Consider the following 22,255-nt stretch of genomic DNA (forward strand, 5'->3'; position numbering starts at 1 on the left):
GTGTGGTTTTCCCTTTCGACTTTCCGGTCCGACTTTCCGGTCCGACCCTTCGGTCCGACTCTTCGGTCAGCTCTCTGATGTGGTGGGGGTGTTGGGGGTGGGGGCGGGGGTCGAGGGCGTACGGGGTGTGCCGCGCGCCGTACGCGTGCGCGTCGGCAGGGAGGCCGCCCGCGTGGGAGCGCGCGCCGGGGTGACCGGCTCGCCGCGCGCCGTCGCGGCCTCCACGAGCTCGCCGATCCGGGTGCTGGAGCGGCGCCCCTCCAGATGCAGCCGCCCGACGTTGACCCGGTCCTGGGCCAGCAGCGTCAGCACGGCGGTGGCGCCCGCCGCGTAGGTCGCCACATAGCCGTCGACGCCGCGCACCAGCAGTTCGCGGAACTCGCCCTGCCCGGTGGCGTCCGCCATGCGCATGGCGACCCCGAGCGCGGCGGCGGTGAGCGCGGCCACGCCCTCGGGCTCCACTCCCGGCGTGTCGTGGGCGAGCACGAGGCCGTCGACGCTGGCCGCCAGCGCACCGGTCAGTTGGGGCACGCGGGCCCTCAACCGGTGCAGCTCGTCGAGGACTTCGGGTTCCGCCGCCATCAGCAGTCTCCTCTCGGCACGCTGTCGCAGCGCGCGGATCACAGGGCCTCCAACGCGTCTCGGAGCCGGCGCAACAACGCGACGTCGGGATCGGCGGAGGGCTGGGTGAGCACCCGGGGCAGCGGCGCACGCTCCGGCGCTTTCGCCGCCGTGACGGCCCCGGCCGCGGCCAGCCGGCGGACGTCGACCAGGGTGTGGAACGCGGGCCGCCCGAGGGCGAGCGAGATGTCCGACGCCGTCCGCAGGCCGTCCACCCGGCCGAGCACGGACCACTGGCGCAGCGGAACCGACGGCTCGGCCGCGCGCCTGGAACGCGCCAGCGGCGCGGTGTCCGTCGCCGCGTCGGGCCAGACCCGGTGCAGCAGCTCGCGGCGGCGCAGCGTCTCGCGCTCCAGCGCGGCCACGGACACCGGGCGTACGGGGCCGAGCCAGTGCGCGGCCCCGTACCGGAACCGGGCCGGGGTGCTGCTCGGCCCCAGCACGAAGTACGCCGCGTCGTACAACGCTCCGAGGTGGCACAGTTCCAGCGCGCCCTCGGCGATCCGGCCGCGCTCGACCAGGAACCGTCCCACCTGCCGCCGTGCCCCGGCCTCGGCGACCGCCTCCCGCCAGGCCTCGGCGGTCAGCACTCCGCGCGCGGTGAGCAGCACGTCGAGCGAGGGGGTGGCGGGGCTCTCGGCGTGCACGACCTGCCCGTCGCAGAGGTAGAGCACCCCGCGCTCGCGCACCAGCACACCGGTGGCCCGCTCGGCGGCGAGCCGGCTGAGCATGGGAGAGAGACCGCCGCCGGGGCCCGCCGCCTTGTCCTGGTCGCGGTCCTTGTCGCGGTCCTTGTCGCGCACCGGGAGTTCGAGCGCGGGAGGCGTTCTGACCTGCGTCATCCCAGCACCAGCCGTCCGGCCATCTCGCCGAGCCGGATCCGGGCCAGCGCGAGGTTGCCGTCCGCGCGGTCCAGCCACAGATGCAGGAAGACGCTGCTGTCGAAGGTGGTCCTGACGAACCGCAGCAGGTGGTAGCTGTCGCGGTTGCTGACGATCAGGTCCTCGACCGGGGTCTCCTGCTCCGACCAGTCGGAGCCGTCGGCCGGGGCGAACGCCTTGTGCTCGGCGGCGAGCCGGGCGAGCTCGGCGGCCTCGGCCGCGGTCGTCTCGTGGTCACCGCCCGGTGCGTCCCCGACGGTGCCCAGGGCCAGTCCGCTGGTCCAGTCGACCACCGCGGCGCCCCGGGCACCGGGCAGTCGCATGGCTTCCAGTAGGCACTCGTCGATTCCGGGCACCACGTATCCCCTCCCGCCAAAGGGTTCGGCCGAGTGACGACGAAGTTACGCAACGTGTGCGCGACGGATGAGGGATCTGGCATTTTCCTGTGGAACATGCCCGCGATGACTAAGGTGGGTCAGCTGACCATATTTTCTGGCTGGTGGGGCCGGTGTGGGGGCTGGTGAGGGCGTTGCGAAGGCGCGCGAGAGGGCGCTCGCAGGCCCGCCAGGGTGTGCGGCGATCCCGCGAGCGCCGTGTCCTTTCGCCGGGTGCCGGGTGCCGGGTGCCGGGTGGGCTACAGCCCTGTAAGTGCCGCCGGCTGTGCCCCGCCCGACTCCGCGACGATCTCGTCGAGGCTCTGCGGCTCCCGTACGACCGCGAACCGCACGCCCGTGCTCCCGCCGTCGTCCCCGCCCCCGCCCTCGTCCCCGCCGTCGTCCCTGCCCTCGACCGTCGCGAAGCCGTAAATGCCGGGACGCGCCAGGGAGTTGTACGCGTAGTGGTGCGCGAAGTAGTACGCGCCCGTGTCCAGCGCCGCCGCGTAGTCACCCTGTTCGAGCAGCGGCAGCGCGCGCCCCTCGGCGAGCAGATCGCCCGCGAAACAGGCGGGCCCCGCGATGTCCTGGACGACGTCCGGTCCCGTCTTGGGGCGGCCCTTCGCGTCGTACGCGGTGATCCGCAGCGGCCAGGACCCGGGCGCGTAGACCGTGCGGGTCGCGATCTGCACCCCGGCGTGTGTGATCGCGACGGGCCGGCCCCCGGCGGACTTCGCGTACTCGACCCGCGCGACCACGGTCCCGTGCTTGGCCAGCAGCGACCGCCCGAACTCGGTGACCAGCCCATACCGACCGTCGAACAGTCCCGGCACGGTCTCGGCGAGCAGCCGTGCGTACTGCGTGTACGTCGGGGTCGTGACGTCCGAGCCGAAGTTGACCGGCAGTCCGCCGCCGATGTCGAGCGTGTCGATCTGCTGTCGCCCGACGCGCCGGTTGATCTCCTCGGCGAGGGCGTACGTCTCCCCGATGCCGCGCGCCATCAGTGAGAGCGGGATGCCCTGCGACCCGGTGTGCGCGTGCAGCCGGGTCAGCCAGGGGCGGTCGGCGTACGCCTGGACGATCCACTCCCGCGCGCCCTCGTCGCACAGTGCCACCCCGAACTTCGACGTCGCCGTCGCCGTGGACAACGCCTCGATGGAACCGGCGCCGACCTGTGGGTTCACCCGGATTCCGAGGGGGGAGCGAGTGGCCGCCGACCGCACCGTCGCGTCGATGCGGTCCAGCTCCTGCGGGTTGTCCACGTTGACGGCGATCCCCAGCGTCAGCGCCTCGCGAAGCTCGGCGGGGGTCTTCGCGGGCGAGTCGAGCACGGTGTGCGCCGGGGGTACTCCGGCCGCGCGTGCGAGGGCGAGCTCGCCCGGGCTCGCCACCTCCGCGCCGATGCCCTGCTCGTGCAGCAGCCGCAGCACGGGCACCAGCGGGGTCGCCTTCACCGCGAAGGCGTGCAGCACGGGCGTGCCCGGCGCCGTCACGGCGTCGAAGGCGGCCCGCAGCTCCGCCGCCGAGGCCCTGATGCCGGGAACGTCGAGCAGGGCGATGATGGGGGCCTCCGGCCCCAGCAGCCCCAGCTCCACGGCGGCCCGGACGGCCCGGTCGCGCCGTGAGGCGCCATGGGGGTCGGGGTCGCCGCCCCCGCCCGTCGAAGACACCACAGTTCCTGTCACTCCGTCGCCCACTGGATTCCCCGTCCTGTCCATGTCTGCGCCCATACGTCCCAGCGAAACATCCGCGCCGCGCCCGCGCTGGCCCACGCATCTATTGACTAGCTCTATTCAAGAAGTCAGGATGTGAATATCTATTGCAACAGTCCGCTGGAACATCAGCCGCACCATCAGCCGCATCATCAGCTGGAACAGTCCGCATAGGAGGCAGACCATGTCAGGACCCCGCCCCGTCCGAGCGCCGCGCGGTACGGAACTGAGTGCCCTGGGATGGCAGCAGGAAGCCGCCCTGCGGATGCTGCAGAACAACCTCGACCCCGAGGTCGCCGAGCACCCCGACAAGCTCGTCGTCTACGGCGGCACCGGCAAGGCCGCCCGCGACTGGCGCTCCTTCGACGCCATGGTCCGCACGCTGCGGACCCTGAAGCAGGACGAGACGATGCTCGTCCAGTCCGGCCGCCCCGTCGGCGTCATGCAGACCCATGAGTGGGCCCCGCGCGTCCTCATCGCCAACTCCAACCTGGTCGGCGACTGGGCGAACTGGGAGGAGTTCCGCCGTCTGGAGGCCCTCGGCCTCACCATGTACGGCCAGATGACGGCCGGCTCCTGGATCTACATCGGCACCCAGGGCATCCTCCAGGGCACCTATGAGACCTTCGCCGCTGTCGCCGCCAAGAAGTTCAACGGCACGCTCGCGGGCACCATCACCCTGACCGCCGGTCTCGGTGGCATGGGCGGCGCCCAGCCGCTCGCCGTGACGATGAACGACGGCGTCGCGATCTGTATCGACGTCGACCCGCGCGCCATCGAGCGCCGCATCGAGCACCGCTACCTGGACGTGAAGGCCGACTCCCTGGAGCACGCCCTCCAGCTCGCCGTCGAGGCCCGCGACCAGCGCAAGCCGCTCTCCATCGGCCTGCTGGGCAACGCCGCCGAGCTGCTGCCCCGCATGCTCGCCGAGAGCGCCCCCATCGACATCGTGACCGACCAGACCTCGGCCCACGACCCGCTGGCCTACCTCCCCATCGGCGTCGACTTCGACGACATGGCCGACGCGGCCACCAAGGACCCGGCGGGCTTCACCACCCGCGCCCGTGAGTCCATGGCCAAGCACGTGGAGGCCATGGTCGGCTTCATGGACGCCGGTGCCGAGGTCTTCGACTACGGCAACTCGATCCGCGGCGAGGCCCAGCTCGCCGGGTACGAGCGGGCGTTCGCCTTCCCCGGCTTCGTCCCCGCCTACATCCGCCCCCTCTTCTCCGAGGGCAAGGGCCCCTTCCGCTGGGCGGCCCTTTCCGGCGACCCGCAGGACATCGCCAAGACCGACAAGGCGATCCTCGACCTCTTCCCGGAAAACGAGTCCCTGCACCGCTGGATCAAGCTGGCCGGCGAGCGCGTCCACTTCCAGGGCCTGCCCGCCCGTATCTGCTGGCTCGGCTACGGCGAGCGCGACAAGGCCGGTGAGCGCTTCAACGACATGGTGGCGTCCGGCGAGCTCGCCGCGCCCCTGGCCATCGGCCGCGACCACCTCGACTGCGGCTCCGTCGCCTCCCCCTACCGCGAGACCGAGGCCATGCTCGACGGCTCCGACGCGATCGCCGACTGGCCGCTGCTGAACGCCATGGTGAACGTCGCCTCCGGCGCCTCCTGGGTCTCCATCCACCACGGCGGCGGCGTCGGCATGGGCCGCTCCATCCACGCCGGTCAGGTGTCCGTCGCCGACGGCACCAAGCTCGCCGGTGAGAAGATCCGCCGCGTGCTCACCAACGACCCCGGCATGGGCGTCATCCGCCACGTCGACGCCGGGTACGACATCGCCGAGACCGTTGCCGAGGAGCGCGGCGTGCGCATCCCGATGCGCGAAGGTCGCGAGGGTGGCGCCGCGTGACCTTCCACAGCATGTGGGCGGAGTTGCTGCCGATCGGCCACAACTCCGCCTCGGGCGGCTACCGCCGGTTCGCCTGGACCGGGGCCGACACCGACTGCCGGGCCTGGTTCCGGGCGCAGGCCGAGTCGCGCGGGCTGCGCTACGAGCTGGACCGGAACGGCAACCAGTGGGCCTGGCTCGGCGACCCCGCCGAGGGCGATGCCGTGGTCACCGGCTCGCACCTGGACTCCGTGCCCGACGGTGGGGCTTTTGACGGGCCCCTCGGCGTCGTGTCCTCCTTCGCCGCCCTCGACGAACTGCGCGCCCGGCACGCCGAACTCACTCGCCCCCTCGCCATCGTCAACTTCGGTGACGAGGAGGGCGCCCGCTTCGGGCTCGCCTGCGTCGGCTCCCGGCTGGCCGCCGGACAGCTCACCGTCGAGCAGGCGCACCGGCTCACCGACGCCGACGGCATCACGCTCCCGCAGGCCATGGAGCGCGCCGGATACGACCCGGACACCATCGGGCCGGACCCCGAGCGCCTCTCACGCATCGGCGCCTTCGTCGAACTGCACGTGGAACAGGGCCGTGCCCTCGACCTGAGCGGCGACCAGGTCGGCATCGCCAGCGCCATCTGGCCGCACGGCCGCTGGCGCTTCGACTTCCGGGGCGAGGCCAACCACGCGGGCACCACCCGGCTCGTGGACCGCCGCGACCCGATGCTGTCGTACGCCGAGACGGTCCTCGCCGCCCGCCGCGAGGCCCGGATCGTGGGCGCCGTCGCCACCTTCGGCAAGATCGCCGTCGAGCCGAACGGCGTCAACGCCATCCCCTCCCTCGTGCGCGGCTGGCTCGACTCCCGCGCCGCCGACCAGACGACCCTCGACACGGTCGTCACCGGCATCGAGAAGGCGGCCCGCCAGTACGCGGAAGCCCAGGGCGTCGAACTCGACGTCGTCCGCGAGTCGTTCACCCCCGTCGTCGAGTTCGAGCACGCCCTGCGCGACGAGCTCGCCCGTATCCTCGGCAAGGACGGGGAAGGGGACGCGGCACTCACGGTCCCCGTGCTGGGCACGGGTGCCGGACACGACGCCGGAATCCTCTCCGGGACCGTCCCGACCGCCATGCTGTTCGTACGCAACCCCACGGGTGTCTCGCACTCCCCGGCCGAGTACGCCGCCGAGGACGACTGCGTGGCCGGGGTGACCGCACTCGCCGACGTACTCGAAGGGCTGGCCTGCAGGTGACGCAGACGTACTGGCTGGAGCACGCCTGGCTCGACACCCACGTCGAGCCGGGCGTCGCCCTGACCGTGTCCATGAGCGGCTCCGCCGCGGGGGCGGACGGCCGCGTCACCGCCGTCCGCACGGGCCTCGACACCCCGCCCCCCGGCGCCGAGATCCTCCGCGGACTCACCCTCCCCGGGCTCGCCAACGCCCACTCGCACGCCTTCCACCGCGCCCTGCGCGGCACCGTCCAGGTCGGCTCCGGCACCTTCTGGACCTGGCGCGAGATCATGTACTCCTTCGCGGACAAGCTGACCCCGGAGACCTATCACGCACTCGCCCGCGCCGTGTACGCCGAGATGGCGCTCGCGGGCGTCACGGCCGTCGGCGAGTTCCACTACGTGCACCACGCGCCAGGCGGTATCCCGTACGCCGACCCGAACGCGATGGGCGAGGCGCTCATCGCGGCCGCGGGCGAGGCCGGCATCCGGATCACCCTCCTCGACACCGCGTATGTGTCCTCCGGCCTCTTGAACGAGCACAGAGGGCAGCCGCCCAACCACCACCAACTCCGCTTCTCCGACGGCAGCGCGGAGGCCTGGGCGGAACGCTCTTCACTTCTCAAGGACCGTGATCACGCACGGATCGGTGCGGCCATCCACTCCGTACGGGCCGTGCCCGCCGGACAGCTGGCGACGGTCGCGCGCTGGGCCGAGGAGCGGCGGGCCCCGCTCCATGTGCATCTGTCGGAGCAGACGGCGGAGAACGACGCCTGCCAGGAGGCCCACGGCCGCACGCCCACCCGGCTGCTCGCCGACCACGGCGTCCTCGGCCCGCGCACGACCGGTGTCCACAACACGCACCTCACGGACGAGGACATCGCGCTGATCGGCGGCTCCGGGACGGGCACCTGTATGTGCCCGACGACGGAACGGGACCTGGCGGACGGCATCGGCCCCGCGGTCGCCCTGCAGAAAGCGGGCTCGCCGCTCTCCCTCGGCTCCGACAGCCACGCCGTCATCGACCTGCTCGAAGAGGCCCGCGCGATGGAGCTGAACGAGCGCCTGCGCACCCGCACCCGCGGTCACTGGACGGCGGCCGCCCTCCTGCGCGCCGCCTCCGTGGACGGCCACGCGGCCCTCGGCTGGCAGGACGCGGGCGTCCTCGAAGCGGGCGCGCTCGCCGACTTCACGACGATCGCCCTCGACTCGGTCAGAACAGCGGGACCGGTGCCGCGCCTCGGCGCCGAGACGGCCGTATTCGCGGCGACGGCGGCCGACGTACGCCACACCGTCGTGGGCGGTCGGCACGTCGTACGAGACGGAGCGCACGCCCTTGTTCCCGATGTGCCGCAGGCCCTCGCGCAGGCAGTGGAAGCCCTGCGCGCCTAGAGACGACCGCCGAACTCCGCCCCCGCGAGGACGCCATGAGCAGCACCACCGGCACGACCACCGTCATCACGAACATCGCCACGCTGGTCACCAACGACCCCTCCCTCGGTGACAGATCCCCCCTCGGTCTGATCCAGGACGCGGCCGTCGTCATCGACGGCGACCGCATCGCGTGGACCGGTGATTCAAGAAAAGCACCCGCCACTGACAATCGGGTCGACGCCGGTGGCCGGGCTGTGATTCCGGGCTTCGTGGACTCCCACTCGCACCTCGTCTTCGCGGGCGACCGCACCCAGGAGTTCAACGCCCGCATGTCGGGCCGCGGCTACACGGCCGGCGGCATCCGCACCACCGTCGCCGCCACCCGCGCCGCCGGCGACGAGGACCTGGAGCGCAACCTCACGCGCTACCTCCGCGAGGCCCTCCGCCAGGGCACCACCACCTTCGAGACCAAGTCGGGCTACGGCCTCACCGTCGAGGACGAGGCCCGTGCGCTGCGCATCGCGGCGGCGCACACCGACGAGGTCACCTACCTCGGCGCGCACATCGTCTCGCCCGACTACGCCGACGACCCGGCCGCGTACGTGGCGCTGGTGACCGGCGAGATGCTCGACGCCTGCGCCCCGTACGCCCGTTGGATCGACGTGTTCTGCGAGAAGGGCGCCTTCGACGGCGACCAGGCCCGCGCGATCCTCACGGCCGGCAAGGCGAAGGGCCTGCACCCGCGTATCCACGCCAACCAGCTCTCCTACGGCCCCGGCGTCCAGCTCGCCGTCGAACTCGACGCGGCGAGCGCCGACCACTGCACCCACCTCACGGACGCGGACGTCGACGCCCTGGCGAACGGCCGGACGGTCGCGACCCTGCTGCCCGGCGCCGAGTTCTCGACGCGCGCCGAGTGGCCCGACGCCCGCCGCCTCCTGGACGCGGGCGTGACCGTCGCCCTCTCCACCGACTGCAATCCGGGCTCGTCCTTCACCTCCTCCGTGCCGTTCTGCGTCGCGCTGGCGGTACGGGACATGGGGATGACCCCGGACGAGGCGGTGTGGTCGGCCACGGCGGGCGGCGCGGCGGCCCTGCGCCGCGAGGACATCGGCCGCCTCACCGTCGGCGCCCGCGCCGACCTGGCCCTCCTGGACGCGCCCAGCCACGTCCACCTCGCCTACCGGCCGGGCGTTCCGCTGGTCACCGGCGTCTGGCGGCGCGGCGTACGCGAGGTCTGACGTCGGGGTTACGAGGCACCCGCTTCCGTTCAGCGGCTGGAGCGACAGGCCGTCCCCGCCGTTCGGCGTGACCGCGGTCACCGTCGACCGAGCCGCAGTCCCAGATCCCGACGCCGTTGGCCACGGAGCCGCGGCTGTCCAGGCAGAGGCGAAGGCGGCCCGCAGTCCGGTTTCTGCGGGTAAGCCGACGAGCCCTCCGGAAACCGAGGCGGACGGCCGGAAAACGAAGCGGTCCGGCACTGTCGGCCGGACCGCTTTCAGTCGGAGAGCTCGGGGAGCTCGGGGAGGGCGGAGAGGTCGGGGAGGGCGGAGAGCGTGGAGAGGGCGGAGAGGGTGAGGACAGTCACTCAGCCGGAGAGGACGGGGGCAGTCACTCAGTCCGGAGGGTGGGGACAGTCACTCCTCGACGGTCAATCCCTTGCGCAGGCGCACCAGCGTCCGCGACAGCAGCCGCGACACATGCATCTGCGAGATCCCGAGTTCGTCGCCGATCTCGGACTGCGTCATGTTGGCGACGAAGCGCAGCGAGAGGATCTGGCGGTCGCGCGGCGGTAGTTCGGCGATCAGGGGCTTGAGGGACTCCACGTACTCGATGCCCTCGAGCTCGTGGTCCTCGTAGCCGATGCGGTCCGCGAGCGCGCCCTCGGAGTCGTCCTCCTCGGGCTGGGCGTCCAGCGAACTGGCCGTGTAGGCGTTCGAGGCGGCCATGCCCTCGACGACCTCGTCCTTGCCGATGCCCAGGTGCTCCGCCAACTCGCCCACCGTGGGGGCCCGGTCGAGCCGCTGGGCGAGTTCGTCGCCCGCCTTGGCCAGGTCGAGGCGGAGTTCCTGCAGTCTGCGCGGTACGCGCACGGACCAGGAGGTGTCGCGGAAGAAACGCTTGATCTCGCCGATGATGGTCGGCATCGCGAAGGTGGGGAACTCGACGCCGCGGCTCAGCTCGAAGCGGTCGATCGCCTTGATCAGGCCGATCGTGCCGACCTGGATGATGTCCTCCATCGGCTCGCTGCGGGAGCGGAAGCGGGAGGCGGCGAACTTCACCAGCGCGAGGTTGAGTTCGACCAGTGTGTTGCGGACGTACGAGTAGTCGTGGGTGCCCTCTTCGAGGGACTCCAGCCGCTCGAAGAGCGTCTTGGACAGGGCCCGTGCGTCCACCGGCCCCACCTCTTGGTAAGGGGGGATCTCCGGGAGGTCCAGAGAGGGTGTCGACGTCGCCGTCCGGGTCTGCGATGCGTCGAGCCGGGGTGACATGGTGTCCTCCATCGTTCTCGGCATATGGCCGCCGATGCCAGTACGTGCACTGCGGTGTGCGGCGCCTCCGAAGCCGGCCGTGTCGAATAGCTGTCTCTACTAGCCCTACCCGCTTTCGCACACCCCTCGCAAGTGCGTTTCATTATGAAATGTCCATTTTCGGGCGGTTGTTCGGCTGTCGGAGGTCGCGGGGAAGGCGTAGTGTTCGAGTGCGAAAAGCAGCAGTCGCGACGCTCGGGAGAGAGACGGCATGGACCGCGGGACGGTCGGCAGCGCACAGTCGGGCCGGCTTCTTGTCGAGGTGCGGGAAGAGGGCTCAAGCGCCGTCGTGACCCCCGCGGGTGAGTTGGATCACCACACGGCCGAATTGTTGCGTGAGCCACTCGCGGACTGCCTCGAAAAGGGGTATGTCCGGCTCGTCGTCGACTGTTCGCGGCTGGAGTTCTGTGACTCCACAGGGCTGAACGTGCTGCTCGGCGCCCGGCTGAAGGCCGAGGCCGCGGGCGGCGGAGTCCATCTGGCGGGGATGCTGCCGGTGGTGGCCCGGGTCTTCGAGATCACCGGGGCGGAGGCCGTCTTCGCCGTCCACGAGACGCTCGATGCGGCCCTGGCCGACTAGGTCTGGGCCGACCGGCTCTCTCGCGCCAGGGTGATGCCTGCCTCGGTCGTCTCCGTCAAATCCGTCACTTCCGCCGTCTCCGTTGTCTCCGTGTGATCGGCGCGTTACTCCCGTCACGTGTTCCGTGTCGAATAAGTGGGTGTTCGGACGGTTCGGTCGGGCAGGAGACATCCTGAACACGTCGGCAGCGCGTGGGCCGGGAGTCAGAGAATGAACACGGCGCGAGCGCCGTTGATCCGCAAGTTCGATCCGCACGTACTGAGTCTTGAATCGTGCTGAGTCTTGAATCGTGAAACTGGTGAATCGGTGAGGTGAAGCGCTGATGAGCACCACCCGGCCTTACTCGCCGGGCGACCGCGGCCCGGAGGCGGGCGACAGCGGCGCTTCCGGGGCGCCCGAAGACGGCCCGGCCGTCCCGTCCGGGGGGCGGCAGGCCCGCAGGCTGAGCTTCGACGGCGAGAGCGCCGTCGTGCCGCTCGCCCGCGACTTCGCCCGCCAGGCACTGCACGCGTGGGGCTGGCTGCCCGCCGCGAGCGCCGACCAGCGGGCCGCCGCCGAGGACGTCCTGCTGGTCGTCTCCGAGCTCGTCACCAACGCCTGCCTGCATGCCGAGGGCCCCGAGGAACTCCGGATCGCCTGCGACAACAAGGTGCTGCGCGTCGAGGTCGCCGACCGCGGCGCGGGCCAGCCCACCCCGCGCACCCCGCACCGCGCCGGGCGCCCCGGCGGCCACGGGATGTTCATCGTGCAGCGACTGTGCCTGGACTGGGGGGTCGTACGGACTCCGGGGGTCGCGGGCAAGACCGTGTGGGCGGAGCTGGGGGCACCCGCGTAGCCCCACCCCATTCCGCGGGCAACTCCCACCTTGGGTTACCCGCGGTTCGAACCCTTCTTCGTGCGCCACTGGGTACGTCACTCGGTGCGCCACTTCGTACGTCACTTAATGCGCGCCGGATCTCCTCGGATCCGGCGCGCACTTTGTCTTCCTTCCACAGGACCCCGGGCGTACCTTGACGGCCGATCTGATGTTCCGTCAGGAATGAGGCCCCGAGGTGTCGTACCGGACGTACCAGAAACGAACCGCCGCGCTCGCGTTCGCCGCGGCCCTGGCCGGCTCGGCGGTGCTGATGGCAGCCCCCGCCGCCCAGGCCGCCGTGGTGAACGTCAACTACCAGTGCAAGACGCCGATCGGCGACAAGAGCGCCGTCTCGCCCATCGACATCAAGAGCGTCAAGAGTGGCAGCGGCTACAAGCTCACCATGTCCTGGCAGGAGGGCGTCTCCTCCAGCCCGGTGGAACTGGGCAAGGGTGCGATGGCCCCGAGCGCCGTGATCAAGGTGGGCGGCGCGGACAGCGGCACGGTGGCCGTGAGCGGACCGGCCAACGCGGCCGCGATCCCCGCCAACACCCCCATCAAAATCAGTGACTTGTCGGGCACGTACACGCCGAAGAAGACCGGCAAGGTCACCTTCACCGCGGGCGTGCTCACCATCAAGGCGCTCGGCACGACGACCACGTGCACGCCCACGAACAACCCCGGGCCGTCGCTGACCCTCGACGTCACGGCCGCGGGCGGCGGTTCGGGATCGAGCGGATCGAGCGGATCGAGCGGGTCAAGTGGGTCAAGTGGGTCGAGCGGTGGTTCGAGCAGTGGTTCGAGCGGGTCCCAGACCGGCTCGGACTCCGGTGGCCAGCTCCCGCAGACCGGCCCCGCCGACTCGGCGATCGCCCTCGGCACGCTCGGCGGCACGGTGCTGCTCGCGGGCGCGGCGGGCACGCTGTGGCTGACCCGCAGGCACCAGACGACCCGCCGCTGAGGGCGCTGCGACCCCGTACGACCGTACGACCAGCAGGAGCCGCCGATGCCGTCCGCCCCCGTCCTCTGCTGTGCCGTCGCCGCGCTGCTGTCGGCCGCCGCCGCACCGGTGGCCGTGGCCGACGACGGCTGGTCCCTCGTGCCGTCCGCGAGCGCGGCGGACGGGCGGCCGTACGTCTACGCGGAGGGCGCGCCCGGCACGGTCCTGCAGGACAGCGTGTCCGTGCTCAACCCGGGCGCGCGGCCGCTGACGGTCCGGCTGCGCGGCGCGGACGCCGACAACACCGCGGGCGGCGGCTTCACCGTACGGCGGGCGGCGACGGACACCGGCGCGTGGATCGGCTTCGCGCGGGTGGCCGACGGGCGGCGGCTGCCGGTGCGCACGCTCTCCCTGCGCGTCCCCGCGCGCACCCGTGCCGACGTGCCGTTCACCGTGAACATCCCGGCGGGCGCGACCCCCGGCGACCACCCCGGCGCGATCGTCGCGGACGCCGACGGCCGCTCCTCGGCGGTCCGGCTCCACCTCCGGCTCGCCGGGCCGACGCTGTCCGCGCTCACGGTCGAGCACGTCACCGTCCACGCCGGGCGCATCTCGTACGAGCTGGTCAACCGCGGCAACACCGTGCTGACCCCGAAGCTCGCGGTACGCGCCGACGGCGTCCTCGGCCGGGCCCTGGACCGCGCCCCGCGCACCCTGCCCGTCGAACTCCTGCCCGGCCGCCGCGTCACCCTCACCGAGCCCTGGCGCGACCCCCCGGCGCTGGACTCGGTCCACGTACGGCTGACGGTGACCGCGGCGGACGGGGCGCACGCCACGGCGTCCACGTCGGTGCGGTTCGTGCCGTGGGGCGCGGTGGCGGGCGCGGCCGGGGGCGGGCTCGCGGCGGTGGGTGCCCTGTGGGCCGTACGGCGTTCCAGGCGTCGTCGTGCGGCGCGGGGCGAGGCGGGCGGACAGCCGCGTACGGAAGTCGAGTGGACGGGAGCGGTGTCGTGAACGGTGTGGTGAGGGGTGCCGTGAGCGGTGCGGTGAGCGGTGCCGCGACCGTCAGGATGCGGGCGGCGGGGCTGGTGGCGGTGGTCGCGCTGGTCTTTGCCCCCCTCGCGGGGGCGTCCACCGCGTCCACCGCGTCCACCGCGTACGCCGCGACCACCGCCTCCGCCGCCGGGACACCTAGCGTGAAACTGTCCACGTCCCAGGCGGGAACGGGCGGTTCGATCACCGTGAGCGGCAGCGGATGGCGGCCGAAGACGCTGCTGATGATGCTGATCTGCGGACAGTCCGTGCCGTCCCGGGGCGTGATCGGCGGCACCAACTCCTGCGCCAACGCCGACGGCCGCGCCGTCACCACCGACGCCAAGGGCACCTTCAGCAAGAAGCTGCCGGTCGCCGAGCCGCCCAAGCCGTGCCCGTGCGTGGTGCACGTGGCCACGGTCATGGGGGAGAAGGCGGCGGCGGACGCGATCTTCATGGTCGCGGGCCACTCGGTCGAACCGCTGCCGAAGGAGACGGGCGGCGGGCGGCTCTCGGTACTCACCGACACCCGCCTCGACGGATCCAGTGGCCTGCTGACCTGGTTCGGCGCGCCCCCCGCCCGCCAACTCGTCTTCACCGTCGGCAACCTCGGCACCGCCGCCGTCAAGGACCCCGTCTTCCGGATCGGCACCTCCCACGGGGTGTTCGCCCCGCAGTGGGAGGAACAGCAGTGGCGCGGCACGATCGCCCCCGGGAAGAAAGCGCTGATCAAACTCCCGGTCGAACTCGCGGCCGGGGCGCACGGCGACTACACCGTCTCCCTCCAGTACGGCGGCAAGGTGCTCGCCGAACAGCCGTGGGGCGTGGGCCGCCCCTGGGGCGTGACTCTGTTCTGGATCCTGCTCGCGGTGGTCGTACCGGCGGCGGTGTTCCGGGTCGGCATGGCGATGGTGGATCGGGTGCGGCCGCGCCGATCGCCGGGTCGGGCGGGCCGGTCGGCGGGTCGGGCGGGCCGCCACGGCAGCCTGCGGCTGCCCGATCGCACCCTCCGCATGCCCAGGCTGAGCCCGTCCCGTATGCCCGGGGTCGGCGCGTCGCCGGGCACGCCGGTGACGGCTGAGACCACTACGACCCCGACCCCGACCCTTCCCCCGACCCTGCCGTGGTTCACACCGGACAACCATCCGGGGACCTCGGCGAACGGTCAGCTCTCCGCACCGCAAGAGAACAGTCCTACGACGAAGGGATCAACGTGAGAGTGCGAGGGAGAGCGCGAGCAAGAGCCCAAGGGAGAGTGAGCGCGGCCGGGGTCGCGCTGCTGCTCGGCGGCGCGGGCATCCTGGTGGGCGTGGCGGCGGGCCCCGCCCAGGCCGCCGAGGTGTCGTACGCGACCAAGTGCGTCCCGCCCGCCGCCTCCGGACTGGACCCCGTAGAGGGCACCACCAAGGTGGAGATCACCGCGCCCGCGACGGCGACCGTGGGCGATGAGATCGAGGTGGTTTGGAAGTTCACGCAGGCCGCCTCGAAGAACCCCGACCTCATCGACCTCCCGGCCAACTCGGTCCAGCCGAGCGGCACCCTCAAGGCGGCCGGTGCGCAGACCGCCGACCTCGCGATGCAGGGACCGCGCGAGAACCCGGCCATCCCCAAGGGCGGGGCCATGGTGCTCTCCGACATGAAGGGCACGCTGAAGCTGACGGCACCCGGTGAGGTGACGCTGACACCGGACGCGTACACCATCAACGCCTTCTCGACGGACACGAAGTGCGCGCCGATGGAGACGGTGCAGCCGGCGGCGACGATCGAGGTGACGGCATCCTCGACAACACCGTCCACAACACCGTCCACGACCCCTTCGACGACACCGTCGACGACCCCCTCCACAACACCGTCGACGACGCCCTCCACGCAGCCCACCGACTCGGCTTCGGCAAGCGCGAGCGCGAGCGGGCAAACGGACTTCACCGGCAAGGAAGTCTCCGTCCCTTACGCCTGCAAGACGCCCATCGGCGACAAGAGCGCCACGTCCCCCGTCCAGATCAACGCCAAGAAGGACGGCGGGAGTTACGACCTCACGGTCCAGTTCAAGAAGTCCGTGATGGACAGCCCGGTGGACATCCCCGCCGACTCGGTCAAGCCGTCGATGGAGGTGGCGTTGGGCGGCGCGGACAAGGGAACGGTGCATGTCGAGGGCCCGACCAACGCCCAGGCGATCAAATCGGGCGACCCGATCGAGGTCCCGGACCTCACGGGCACGTACAAGCCGGGTGCGAGCGGTCAGTCGACCTTGTCCCCGGGCGTGCTGACGGTGAAGGCCCTCGGTACGACGACGACCTGCACCCCGACCACGTCGGAGGTCTCCCTGACCCTGGACACCACCCAGCAGGCGGGCGGTGCCTCGGGCGGCGACTCCTCGGGTGGTACGTCGGGCAGCGGTACGTCGTCCAGCGGCGGCCTGGCGGCAACCGGCTCCGACAGCCACGGCGCGCTCAAGGCCCTCGGCCTGGTCGCGGGGACGGTCATCCTGCTCGGCGGGGCGATCTTCACCTTCCTGCCGCACCGCCGCGTGCGCTGAGTGTGCTGGCTTTCGTCGGCATCGCCGCCGCTTTGATCTGCTATCGCCGTCTTGCCAGGCAGACGGGGCCGCCGGTTCCTCATATCCCGTTGCAATGACCCGTTCCGCGAAACAACCATGGCTGTCATGGAGCGACCGAGTCAGATCATCGAGTGCGGAGACTTCGCCCTGCGACGCTGGCGGGGACAGGGCGACTTCGCTCCGGCGTTCAAGTTGATCGAGGAGTCTCTGGACCACCTGCGCCCCTGGGAGCCGTGGGTCGCCTGTCACAGCGAGAAGAACACCCGAGACTTTCTCGCGAAGTCCGAGTCAAAGTGGGCAAGCGGCGACGTGTACAACTACGCCATCACCAAAGACGGCACGCTCATCGGCATGTGCCAGACCTACCGCGGGGCCGAACCTCAGGGATGGAGGTTGGGGTACTGGCTGCACCCTGCCGCCATCGGCCAGGGCATCGCCACGAGAGCGACGGCGGCCATGGTTGCCGAGATGTTTGCCCTGCCGGACGTGGAGTACCTGGAAATCGCGCACGACCTGGCCAACACATCCAGTGGCGCCATTCCGCGCCGGTTGGGGTTCACCGAAGTCCGGCGTGAGCAGGCAACACCACCCGCAGCTCCCTCAGGCAGCGGCATCGACGTGGTCTGGCGCCTGAACCGCCCTTCACCGCCTATTAACGGCACTCCCGCTCCCTGAACATCTGGACCGACAGGTCTCAGCTCCTGTTCCTTCAGCACCAATCGAGACGACCTCCAAGTGTGAGGATCCCGCTCCAGAAGGCGTCTGTGAGCGGGGTCCGACAGCACCCCCTCACGTGTTCATGTGTTCACGTGCCGTGCGCGGACCGCAGATGCGCGCGCATCCGTACGTTCGCGTCGCTCACCGCGCTGTGGTCGAACACCGCCCGCGCCGCGTGGCGCCGTGCGGCGAGCTCCCGGCAGGCCTCGCAGCCGTCGACGGGAACGGGCGGACGGCTCACGTCGTCCGTCGGCCCGATCACGGCATACACCCCTCCGCGTGTCTGCCGTGCGCCCGCAACTCCCGGTCGCATTCGGCGACTTCGCCCGTGCGGCCCGCTTCCTTCGCGGCCGTCCGCTGGGCCAGCAGCGCCGCGCACACGTCGCAGCCGCCGCCGTACGGGGGTGTCGGCGCCGCCACCGCCGTACGCGCCGTCATGCCGACCACTGCGCGAGCGCCGCCTCGATCGCCCGCAGAGCCGCGGGGGTCGGACGCGCCCAGCCGCCGGGCGGGGTCCAGGGGGATGAGGTGGTGCTGTGGGTACGGGTGCGGCGGGGGAGTCGGGGGAGGGTCGTGGTGGTCATGGGGCTCACTCCTTGGTTGCGTGGTCGCGGACATGCCTGTGCGGAGCGCACCCGGTGGATTACGGTGCGTGTTCAGGCAGTACGAGCATGCCGTGTGAGCAGGGCGGAAATGCCGTGGAAGCGCGCTGGTTCCACACCGGGCACTCCAAATTCCACAAATTCCACAGCCGCCGGAGGGGGAGGACGGGATGCCGCAGAGACGGACGGTGACGAGCCGCAGCCAGGAGCCGCGCAGGCGATTCGCCGAGGAGGTGAGGGAGTTACGTGAGCAGAGCGGCGCCAGCCTGCGTCAGCTCGCGGAGCAACTGGGCTGGGACTGGTCGACGCTCGGGAAGCTGGAGACCGGGCACACCCTGGGGAGCCCTGAGGTGGCCCAGGCGCTGGACCGGCATTACGGGACGCCGGGGTTGTTGCTGGCGTTGTGGGAGCTGGCGGTGGGCGACCCGACGCAGTTCAAGGAGCAGTACCGCAGGTACATGCTGCTTGAGGCGGAAGCGGGGAGCTTGTGGCACTTCGGGGTCACGAGGGTCCCAGGCATGCTCCAGACCAGGGGGTACGCGACCGAGGTGCTCGTGGCGGGGGACATCCGGGGAGAGGAACTGGTCCAGCAGGTTGAAGCGCGGCTCGGCCGCACCGAGTTGCTGACCAGAGACGGGGGACCGAGCTTCCGAACCATCCTGTATGAGGCGGTGCTGCGCATGGCGCTGCGGGACACCGAGGCATGGCGCGAGCAACTGGAGTACCTGCTGGAGGCCGCCGAGCGTCCGAACATCACCGTCCAGGTACTGCCGTTCAGCGCTGGGCCGTGCAGCCTGGACAGCACCGACGTGATGTTCCTGCGGATGCCGAACGGGCGTACCGTGGCCTACACGGAGACCGCTCACCGGGGTGAACTCATCGAGGAATCAAGCTCGGTTGGGCGGCTGCAGCTCGCATACGATTCGCTGCGCGACCTGGCATTGTCCCCGGCTGAGTCGCGGAAGTTCATCGGGCAGATGCTGGAGGAAGCACCGTGCGATCCATCGACCTGACGGCCGTGACGTGGCGCAAGAGCAGCTACAGCAATTCGGACGGCGGCGAGTGCGTCGAGGTCTCCGACGACTTCCTGGCTGCCGCAGCCTGGCGCAAGAGCAGTTACAGCAATTCGGACGGCGGCCAGTGCCTCGAAGTCGCCGACAACCTCCCGACCCCCGCCACCCCCCTCGTCCCCGTCCGTGACTCCAAGAACCCCCACGGGGCCGCTCTCATACTCCCCGCCACCGCCTGGGCGTCCTTCGTCACCGCCGTACGACGTGACGAGCTGCCCACCGCCTGATCCACGCGGCGGGCGCGGTTCAGGGCCGGCCGGACGGGATCAGCGGCGCTCTCCCAGCCGCCCGGCGGCGATCGCGGCGCGCCATTCCTGTGCGGCGGCTCGGGCCCTGCGTTCCGTCGGCTTCCCTGTCGGCGTGGTGGGCGGTCTGGCCGGTGCCCCAGGGGCCACGGTGTATGGCCCGGAGAATGTGACACTTGGGCGCCGAGTGTCACATTCCCGCGGCCGACTACCCGTCCGCAGCGGATGCGCCGACAGCGTCACACGCGAAGGGGCCGCCGCACCCACTGGTGCGGCGGCCCCTTCGGTGGAACGCCAGGTTCGGGCGTGCGTCAGTGCACGTCGCCCATCAGTTCCTTGACCTTCTTGCGGTACATCCACACCGCGATGCCGGCGATGACGGCGAGGGTGGCCTCCAGGGCGACGATGCCCGTCTTGTTGAGGTCGACATTGGCGATGGAGAGCAGACCCGTCGTGGCGTCACCGGCGGTGACGGCCAGGAACCAGACACCCATCATCTGCGAGGCGTACTTCGCGGGAGCCATCTTCGTGGTGACGGAGAGGCCGACCGGGGAGAGCGTCAGCTCACCGACGGTCTGCACGAAGTAGATCGCGACCAGCCACATCGCGGCCGCCTTGTGACCGCCCTCGGCGATCGTCAGCGGAGCCAGGAACAGGAAGAACGACGCACCGATCAGGATCAGACCCGAGGCGAACTTGGTGGCCGTGCTCGGCTCCTTGCCGCGCTTGTTCAGCGCCAGCCACGCCCAGGCGAAGACCGGCGCGAGCGCCATGATCATGACCGGGTTGACGGACTGGTACCAGGAGACCGGGAACTGCCAGCCGAAGATCGTGTTCTCGGCGGAGGAGTCGGCGAAGATCGACATCGTCGAGCCGCCCTGGTCGTAGATCATCCAGAAGACGGCCGCGGCGACGAAGAACCAGATGTACGCGGACATCTTCGACTGCTCGGCGCGGTCCAGGTCCTTGTCCCGCTTGATGCGGCCGATGACCATGATGGGGATGATCAGACCGGCGATCGTGATCGGGACCAGGAGCCAGTTCAGGGTGTAGTGGCCCGAGAAGCCGACGATGCAGTAGAAGACGACGGCGACAGCGGCCCACAGCGCGGACTTGCGCAGCGTCGCGGCCTTCTCCTCGGCCGACAGCGGGGTCGGGATCTGGTGCGAGCGCGGGTTCAGGTGACGGCCGCCGAGCAGGTACTGGGCCAGACCCAGCGCCATGCCGACCGCGGCGAGCGCGAAGCCCAGGTGCCAGTTCACGTTCTCGCCGACGGTGCCGATGACCAGCGGCGCGGCGAAGGCGCCGAGGTTGATGCCGATGTAGAAGAGCGTGAAGCCACCGTCACGGCGCGGGTCGTCCGGGCCGTCGTAGAGGTGACCGACCATCGTGGAGATGTTGGCCTTCAGCAGACCGGAGCCGATCGCGACGAGGCCGAGGCCGCCGTAGAACGTGCCGGACGACGGCAGGGCCAGCGTGAGGTGGCCCAGCATGATGATGACGCCCGCGACGGCGACCGTCTTACGGGGGCCGAGAACACGGTCGGCGAACCAGCCACCCGGCAGGGCGAGCAGGTACACCAGCGACAGGTACACCGAGTAGATCGCGGTCGCGGTGGCCGCGCTCAGGTGCAGGCCGCCCGGTGCCACCAGGTACAGCGGGAGCAGAGCCTTCATGCCGTAGTAGGAGAATCGCTCCCACATCTCGGTCATGAAGAGAGTGGCCAGTCCGCGGGGGTGGCCGAAGAAGGTCCTCTCGGAACCGGGGGTGCCCGGAGTCACCGAGTCCTTCGTCAGGCTGGACGCCATGGTCGTTCCTTGCTGGTCGGGACGCGCTGCTTGAGCGTCGCGCGCCCGGTGGGGGGCGGCCGGCACCGGCGGGGTTCGACCGTCCTTCCCCACGCCCACGGGGAGTCCGCTCCGGATTGCGAAGCGGTGGACGGCGACCACCGGGATCCACGCCCGTCACGCGTCGATGCGCTCGGGCCCGGCCACAGGTCATTCCTTTCAAGGCTGGCAAACACCAGCCCGCACACAAAAGAGACCTTTAGCGTCAATACCTCGCCAAAGGTCCCCGTGTGGTGCTACAGGCGTCTGGTCACCATACGACATTCCAATGCGGCATATGGAAGGACTTGAGAGATGGATCACAGGTAATAATGGAACCACGGACACGCATTCGAAGGCCCCATCCAAGATCGCATCCCACAGCCGAAGGCAAGGATCCGCACAGCCGCAGGTAAGAATCCCGGTTGGCGATCACGCCACAGGCGCTGTCCGAGGCGGACTACCATCACCCCATGACCCGTGTACTGCTCGCCGAGGACGACGCGTCCATCTCGGAGCCGCTGGCCCGTGCCCTGCGCCGGGAGGGTTACGAGGTCGAAGTGCGCGAGGACGGACCCACCGCGCTCGACGCCGGAATGCAGGGCGGCGTCGACCTGGTCGTCCTGGACCTGGGCCTGCCCGGTATGGACGGCCTGGAAGTGGCCCGCCGACTCCGCGCCGAAGGCCACACCGTCCCCATCCTCATCCTGACCGCGCGTGCCGACGAGGTGGACACCGTCGTCGGTCTCGACGCGGGCGCCGACGACTACGTCACCAAGCCCTTCCGTCTTGCCGAACTGCTCGCCCGTGTCCGGGCCCTGCTGCGGCGCGGCGCCGCGGAGCCGCAGCAGCCGCCCGCCACGCACGGGGTGCGCATCGACGTCGAGTCGCACCGGGCGTGGATGGGCGACGAGGAACTCCAGCTCACGGCGAAGGAGTTCGACCTGCTGCGGGTCCTCGTCCGGGACGCCGGCCGGGTCGTCACGCGTGACCAGCTCATGCGCGAGGTCTGGGACACCACGTGGTGGTCGTCCACCAAGACCCTCGACATGCACATCTCCTGGCTCCGCAAGAAGCTCGGCGACGACGCGGCGAATCCCCGGTACATCGCGACGGTACGAGGCGTCGGCTTCCGCTTCGAAAAGAGCTGAGGCCCTACCGGGCGGGAGGTCCGTTCCTGGGGGCTGCGCCCCCGTAAGGGGCGCGGGGCTGTGACATGGTGCGGCTCCGCCGCGTGGGCGCGACCGACGAGCCCCCGCCCCGGCCGGCGCAGCG

Annotated in this window: 23 protein-coding genes; 14 read left to right on the forward strand and 9 right to left on the reverse strand. The window is 70.9% G+C overall.

Annotated elements, in window-relative coordinates; translation table 11 throughout:
• Nucleotides 1-66 precede the first annotated feature (66 nt).
• The 4 genes from OG747_RS26960 to OG747_RS26975 all read right to left on the reverse strand — a co-directional run bounded on the left by OG747_RS26960 (nucleotide 67) and on the right by OG747_RS26975 (nucleotide 3,606).
• Complete coding sequence (locus OG747_RS26960) at nucleotides 67-582, reverse strand: roadblock/LC7 domain-containing protein (protein ID WP_405881983.1); 516 nt, start codon at nucleotides 580-582, stop codon at nucleotides 67-69.
• Between the two features lie 38 nt (nucleotides 583-620).
• Nucleotides 621-1,352, reverse strand: a complete 732-nt coding sequence (locus tag OG747_RS26965; RefSeq protein WP_405885684.1) for a transcriptional regulator — start codon at nucleotides 1,350-1,352, stop codon at nucleotides 621-623.
• A gap of 107 nt (nucleotides 1,353-1,459) precedes the next feature.
• Nucleotides 1,460-1,858, reverse strand: coding sequence for a hypothetical protein (locus OG747_RS26970; RefSeq protein ID WP_405885686.1), 399 nt, complete (start codon nucleotides 1,856-1,858; stop codon nucleotides 1,460-1,462).
• Between the two features lie 278 nt (nucleotides 1,859-2,136).
• Complete coding sequence (locus tag OG747_RS26975; RefSeq protein ID WP_405881984.1) at nucleotides 2,137-3,606, reverse strand: diaminopimelate decarboxylase; 1,470 nt, start codon at nucleotides 3,604-3,606, stop codon at nucleotides 2,137-2,139.
• A 166-nt stretch (nucleotides 3,607-3,772) separates the two neighbouring features.
• Between OG747_RS26975 and hutU the strand changes: the two genes are divergently transcribed.
• The 4 genes from hutU to hutI are packed head-to-tail and all read left to right on the forward strand — an operon-like array spanning nucleotide 3,773 to nucleotide 9,265.
• A complete protein-coding gene (hutU, locus tag OG747_RS26980) occupies nucleotides 3,773-5,446 on the forward strand; it encodes a urocanate hydratase (protein ID WP_405881985.1) in 1,674 nt (557 codons plus the stop codon).
• Nucleotides 5,443-6,672: an allantoate amidohydrolase gene (locus tag OG747_RS26985; RefSeq protein WP_405881986.1), complete on the forward strand. Its 1,230-nt coding sequence runs from the start codon at nucleotides 5,443-5,445 to the stop codon at nucleotides 6,670-6,672. The genes hutU and OG747_RS26985 overlap by 4 nt, the downstream gene beginning before the upstream one ends.
• Nucleotides 6,669-8,042 carry a formimidoylglutamate deiminase gene (locus OG747_RS26990; RefSeq protein ID WP_405881987.1) on the forward strand — a complete coding sequence of 458 codons (1,374 nt, stop codon included), beginning with the start codon at nucleotides 6,669-6,671 and terminating at the stop codon, nucleotides 8,040-8,042. The genes OG747_RS26985 and OG747_RS26990 overlap by 4 nt, the downstream gene beginning before the upstream one ends.
• A 35-nt stretch (nucleotides 8,043-8,077) precedes the next feature.
• A complete protein-coding gene (gene hutI / locus OG747_RS26995) occupies nucleotides 8,078-9,265 on the forward strand; it encodes an imidazolonepropionase (protein WP_405881988.1) in 1,188 nt (395 codons plus the stop codon).
• Nucleotides 9,266-9,661: 396 nt separating this feature from the next.
• Here hutI and OG747_RS27000 read toward each other — a convergent pair whose 3' ends face one another.
• Nucleotides 9,662-10,516 (reverse strand): RNA polymerase sigma factor SigF, encoded by an 855-nt coding sequence (locus OG747_RS27000; RefSeq protein WP_405885687.1) that lies wholly within the window; start codon nucleotides 10,514-10,516, stop codon nucleotides 9,662-9,664.
• Nucleotides 10,517-10,766: 250 nt separating this feature from the next.
• Between OG747_RS27000 and OG747_RS27005 the strand changes: the two genes are divergently transcribed.
• The 7 genes from OG747_RS27005 (at nucleotide 10,767) to OG747_RS27035 (ending at nucleotide 17,195) form a co-directional block, all read left to right on the forward strand.
• Entirely contained in the window at nucleotides 10,767-11,135 is a 369-nt protein-coding gene (locus tag OG747_RS27005) for an STAS domain-containing protein (RefSeq protein ID WP_405881989.1), read from the forward strand.
• A 322-nt stretch (nucleotides 11,136-11,457) separates the two neighbouring features.
• On the forward strand, nucleotides 11,458-11,970 hold the full coding sequence (locus tag OG747_RS27010) for an ATP-binding protein (protein ID WP_405881990.1): 513 nt from the start codon (nucleotides 11,458-11,460) through the stop codon (nucleotides 11,968-11,970).
• Between the two features lie 217 nt (nucleotides 11,971-12,187).
• On the forward strand, nucleotides 12,188-12,952 hold the full coding sequence (locus tag OG747_RS27015; RefSeq protein WP_405881991.1) for an LPXTG cell wall anchor domain-containing protein: 765 nt from the start codon (nucleotides 12,188-12,190) through the stop codon (nucleotides 12,950-12,952).
• Between the two features lie 45 nt (nucleotides 12,953-12,997).
• The gene (locus OG747_RS27020; RefSeq protein WP_405881992.1) at nucleotides 12,998-13,945 is read left to right on the forward strand and encodes a hypothetical protein; all 948 of its coding nucleotides are present in this window, start codon (nucleotides 12,998-13,000) and stop codon (nucleotides 13,943-13,945) included.
• A 56-nt stretch (nucleotides 13,946-14,001) separates the two neighbouring features.
• Complete coding sequence (locus OG747_RS27025) at nucleotides 14,002-15,180, forward strand: hypothetical protein (RefSeq protein WP_405885689.1); 1,179 nt, start codon at nucleotides 14,002-14,004, stop codon at nucleotides 15,178-15,180.
• Nucleotides 15,181-15,242: 62 nt separating this feature from the next.
• Entirely contained in the window at nucleotides 15,243-16,499 is a 1,257-nt protein-coding gene (locus OG747_RS27030) for a hypothetical protein (RefSeq protein ID WP_405885690.1), read from the forward strand.
• Nucleotides 16,500-16,625: 126 nt separating this feature from the next.
• Nucleotides 16,626-17,195 carry a GNAT family N-acetyltransferase gene (locus OG747_RS27035; protein WP_405881993.1) on the forward strand — a complete coding sequence of 190 codons (570 nt, stop codon included), beginning with the start codon at nucleotides 16,626-16,628 and terminating at the stop codon, nucleotides 17,193-17,195.
• Between the two features lie 130 nt (nucleotides 17,196-17,325).
• Here the strand turns inward: OG747_RS27035 and OG747_RS27040 are convergent, their stop codons facing one another.
• From OG747_RS27040 to OG747_RS27050, 3 genes are read right to left on the reverse strand one after another with little or no spacing between them, the layout of a single operon-like run.
• The gene (locus OG747_RS27040) at nucleotides 17,326-17,499 is read right to left on the reverse strand and encodes a hypothetical protein (protein WP_405881994.1); all 174 of its coding nucleotides are present in this window, start codon (nucleotides 17,497-17,499) and stop codon (nucleotides 17,326-17,328) included.
• A complete protein-coding gene (locus tag OG747_RS27045) occupies nucleotides 17,496-17,675 on the reverse strand; it encodes a hypothetical protein (RefSeq protein ID WP_405881995.1) in 180 nt (59 codons plus the stop codon). Before OG747_RS27045 ends, OG747_RS27040 begins: the two co-directional genes overlap by 4 nt.
• Nucleotides 17,672-17,821: a hypothetical protein gene (locus OG747_RS27050; protein ID WP_164405967.1), complete on the reverse strand. Its 150-nt coding sequence runs from the start codon at nucleotides 17,819-17,821 to the stop codon at nucleotides 17,672-17,674. Before OG747_RS27050 ends, OG747_RS27045 begins: the two co-directional genes overlap by 4 nt.
• Before the next feature lie 188 nt (nucleotides 17,822-18,009).
• On the opposite strand from OG747_RS27050, the gene OG747_RS27055 reads away from it, so the two are divergent.
• Entirely contained in the window at nucleotides 18,010-18,852 is an 843-nt protein-coding gene (locus OG747_RS27055) for a helix-turn-helix domain-containing protein (RefSeq protein WP_405881996.1), read from the forward strand.
• Nucleotides 18,834-19,136: a DUF397 domain-containing protein gene (locus tag OG747_RS27060; RefSeq protein ID WP_405881997.1), complete on the forward strand. Its 303-nt coding sequence runs from the start codon at nucleotides 18,834-18,836 to the stop codon at nucleotides 19,134-19,136. Before OG747_RS27055 ends, OG747_RS27060 begins: the two co-directional genes overlap by 19 nt.
• A gap of 329 nt (nucleotides 19,137-19,465) precedes the next feature.
• Here OG747_RS27060 and OG747_RS27065 read toward each other — a convergent pair whose 3' ends face one another.
• A complete protein-coding gene (locus OG747_RS27065) occupies nucleotides 19,466-20,962 on the reverse strand; it encodes an oligopeptide:H+ symporter (protein WP_405881998.1) in 1,497 nt (498 codons plus the stop codon).
• Nucleotides 20,963-21,453: 491 nt separating this feature from the next.
• Here OG747_RS27065 and OG747_RS27070 point away from each other — a divergent pair, with 491 nt between their 5' ends.
• Complete coding sequence (locus OG747_RS27070; protein ID WP_018566970.1) at nucleotides 21,454-22,131, forward strand: response regulator transcription factor; 678 nt, start codon at nucleotides 21,454-21,456, stop codon at nucleotides 22,129-22,131.
• The last annotated feature ends 124 nt before the right edge of the window (nucleotides 22,132-22,255 follow it).

The sequence above is a fragment of the Streptomyces sp. NBC_01384 genome (genome assembly GCF_045040035.1).
Classification (GTDB): domain Bacteria; phylum Actinomycetota; class Actinomycetes; order Streptomycetales; family Streptomycetaceae; genus Streptomyces.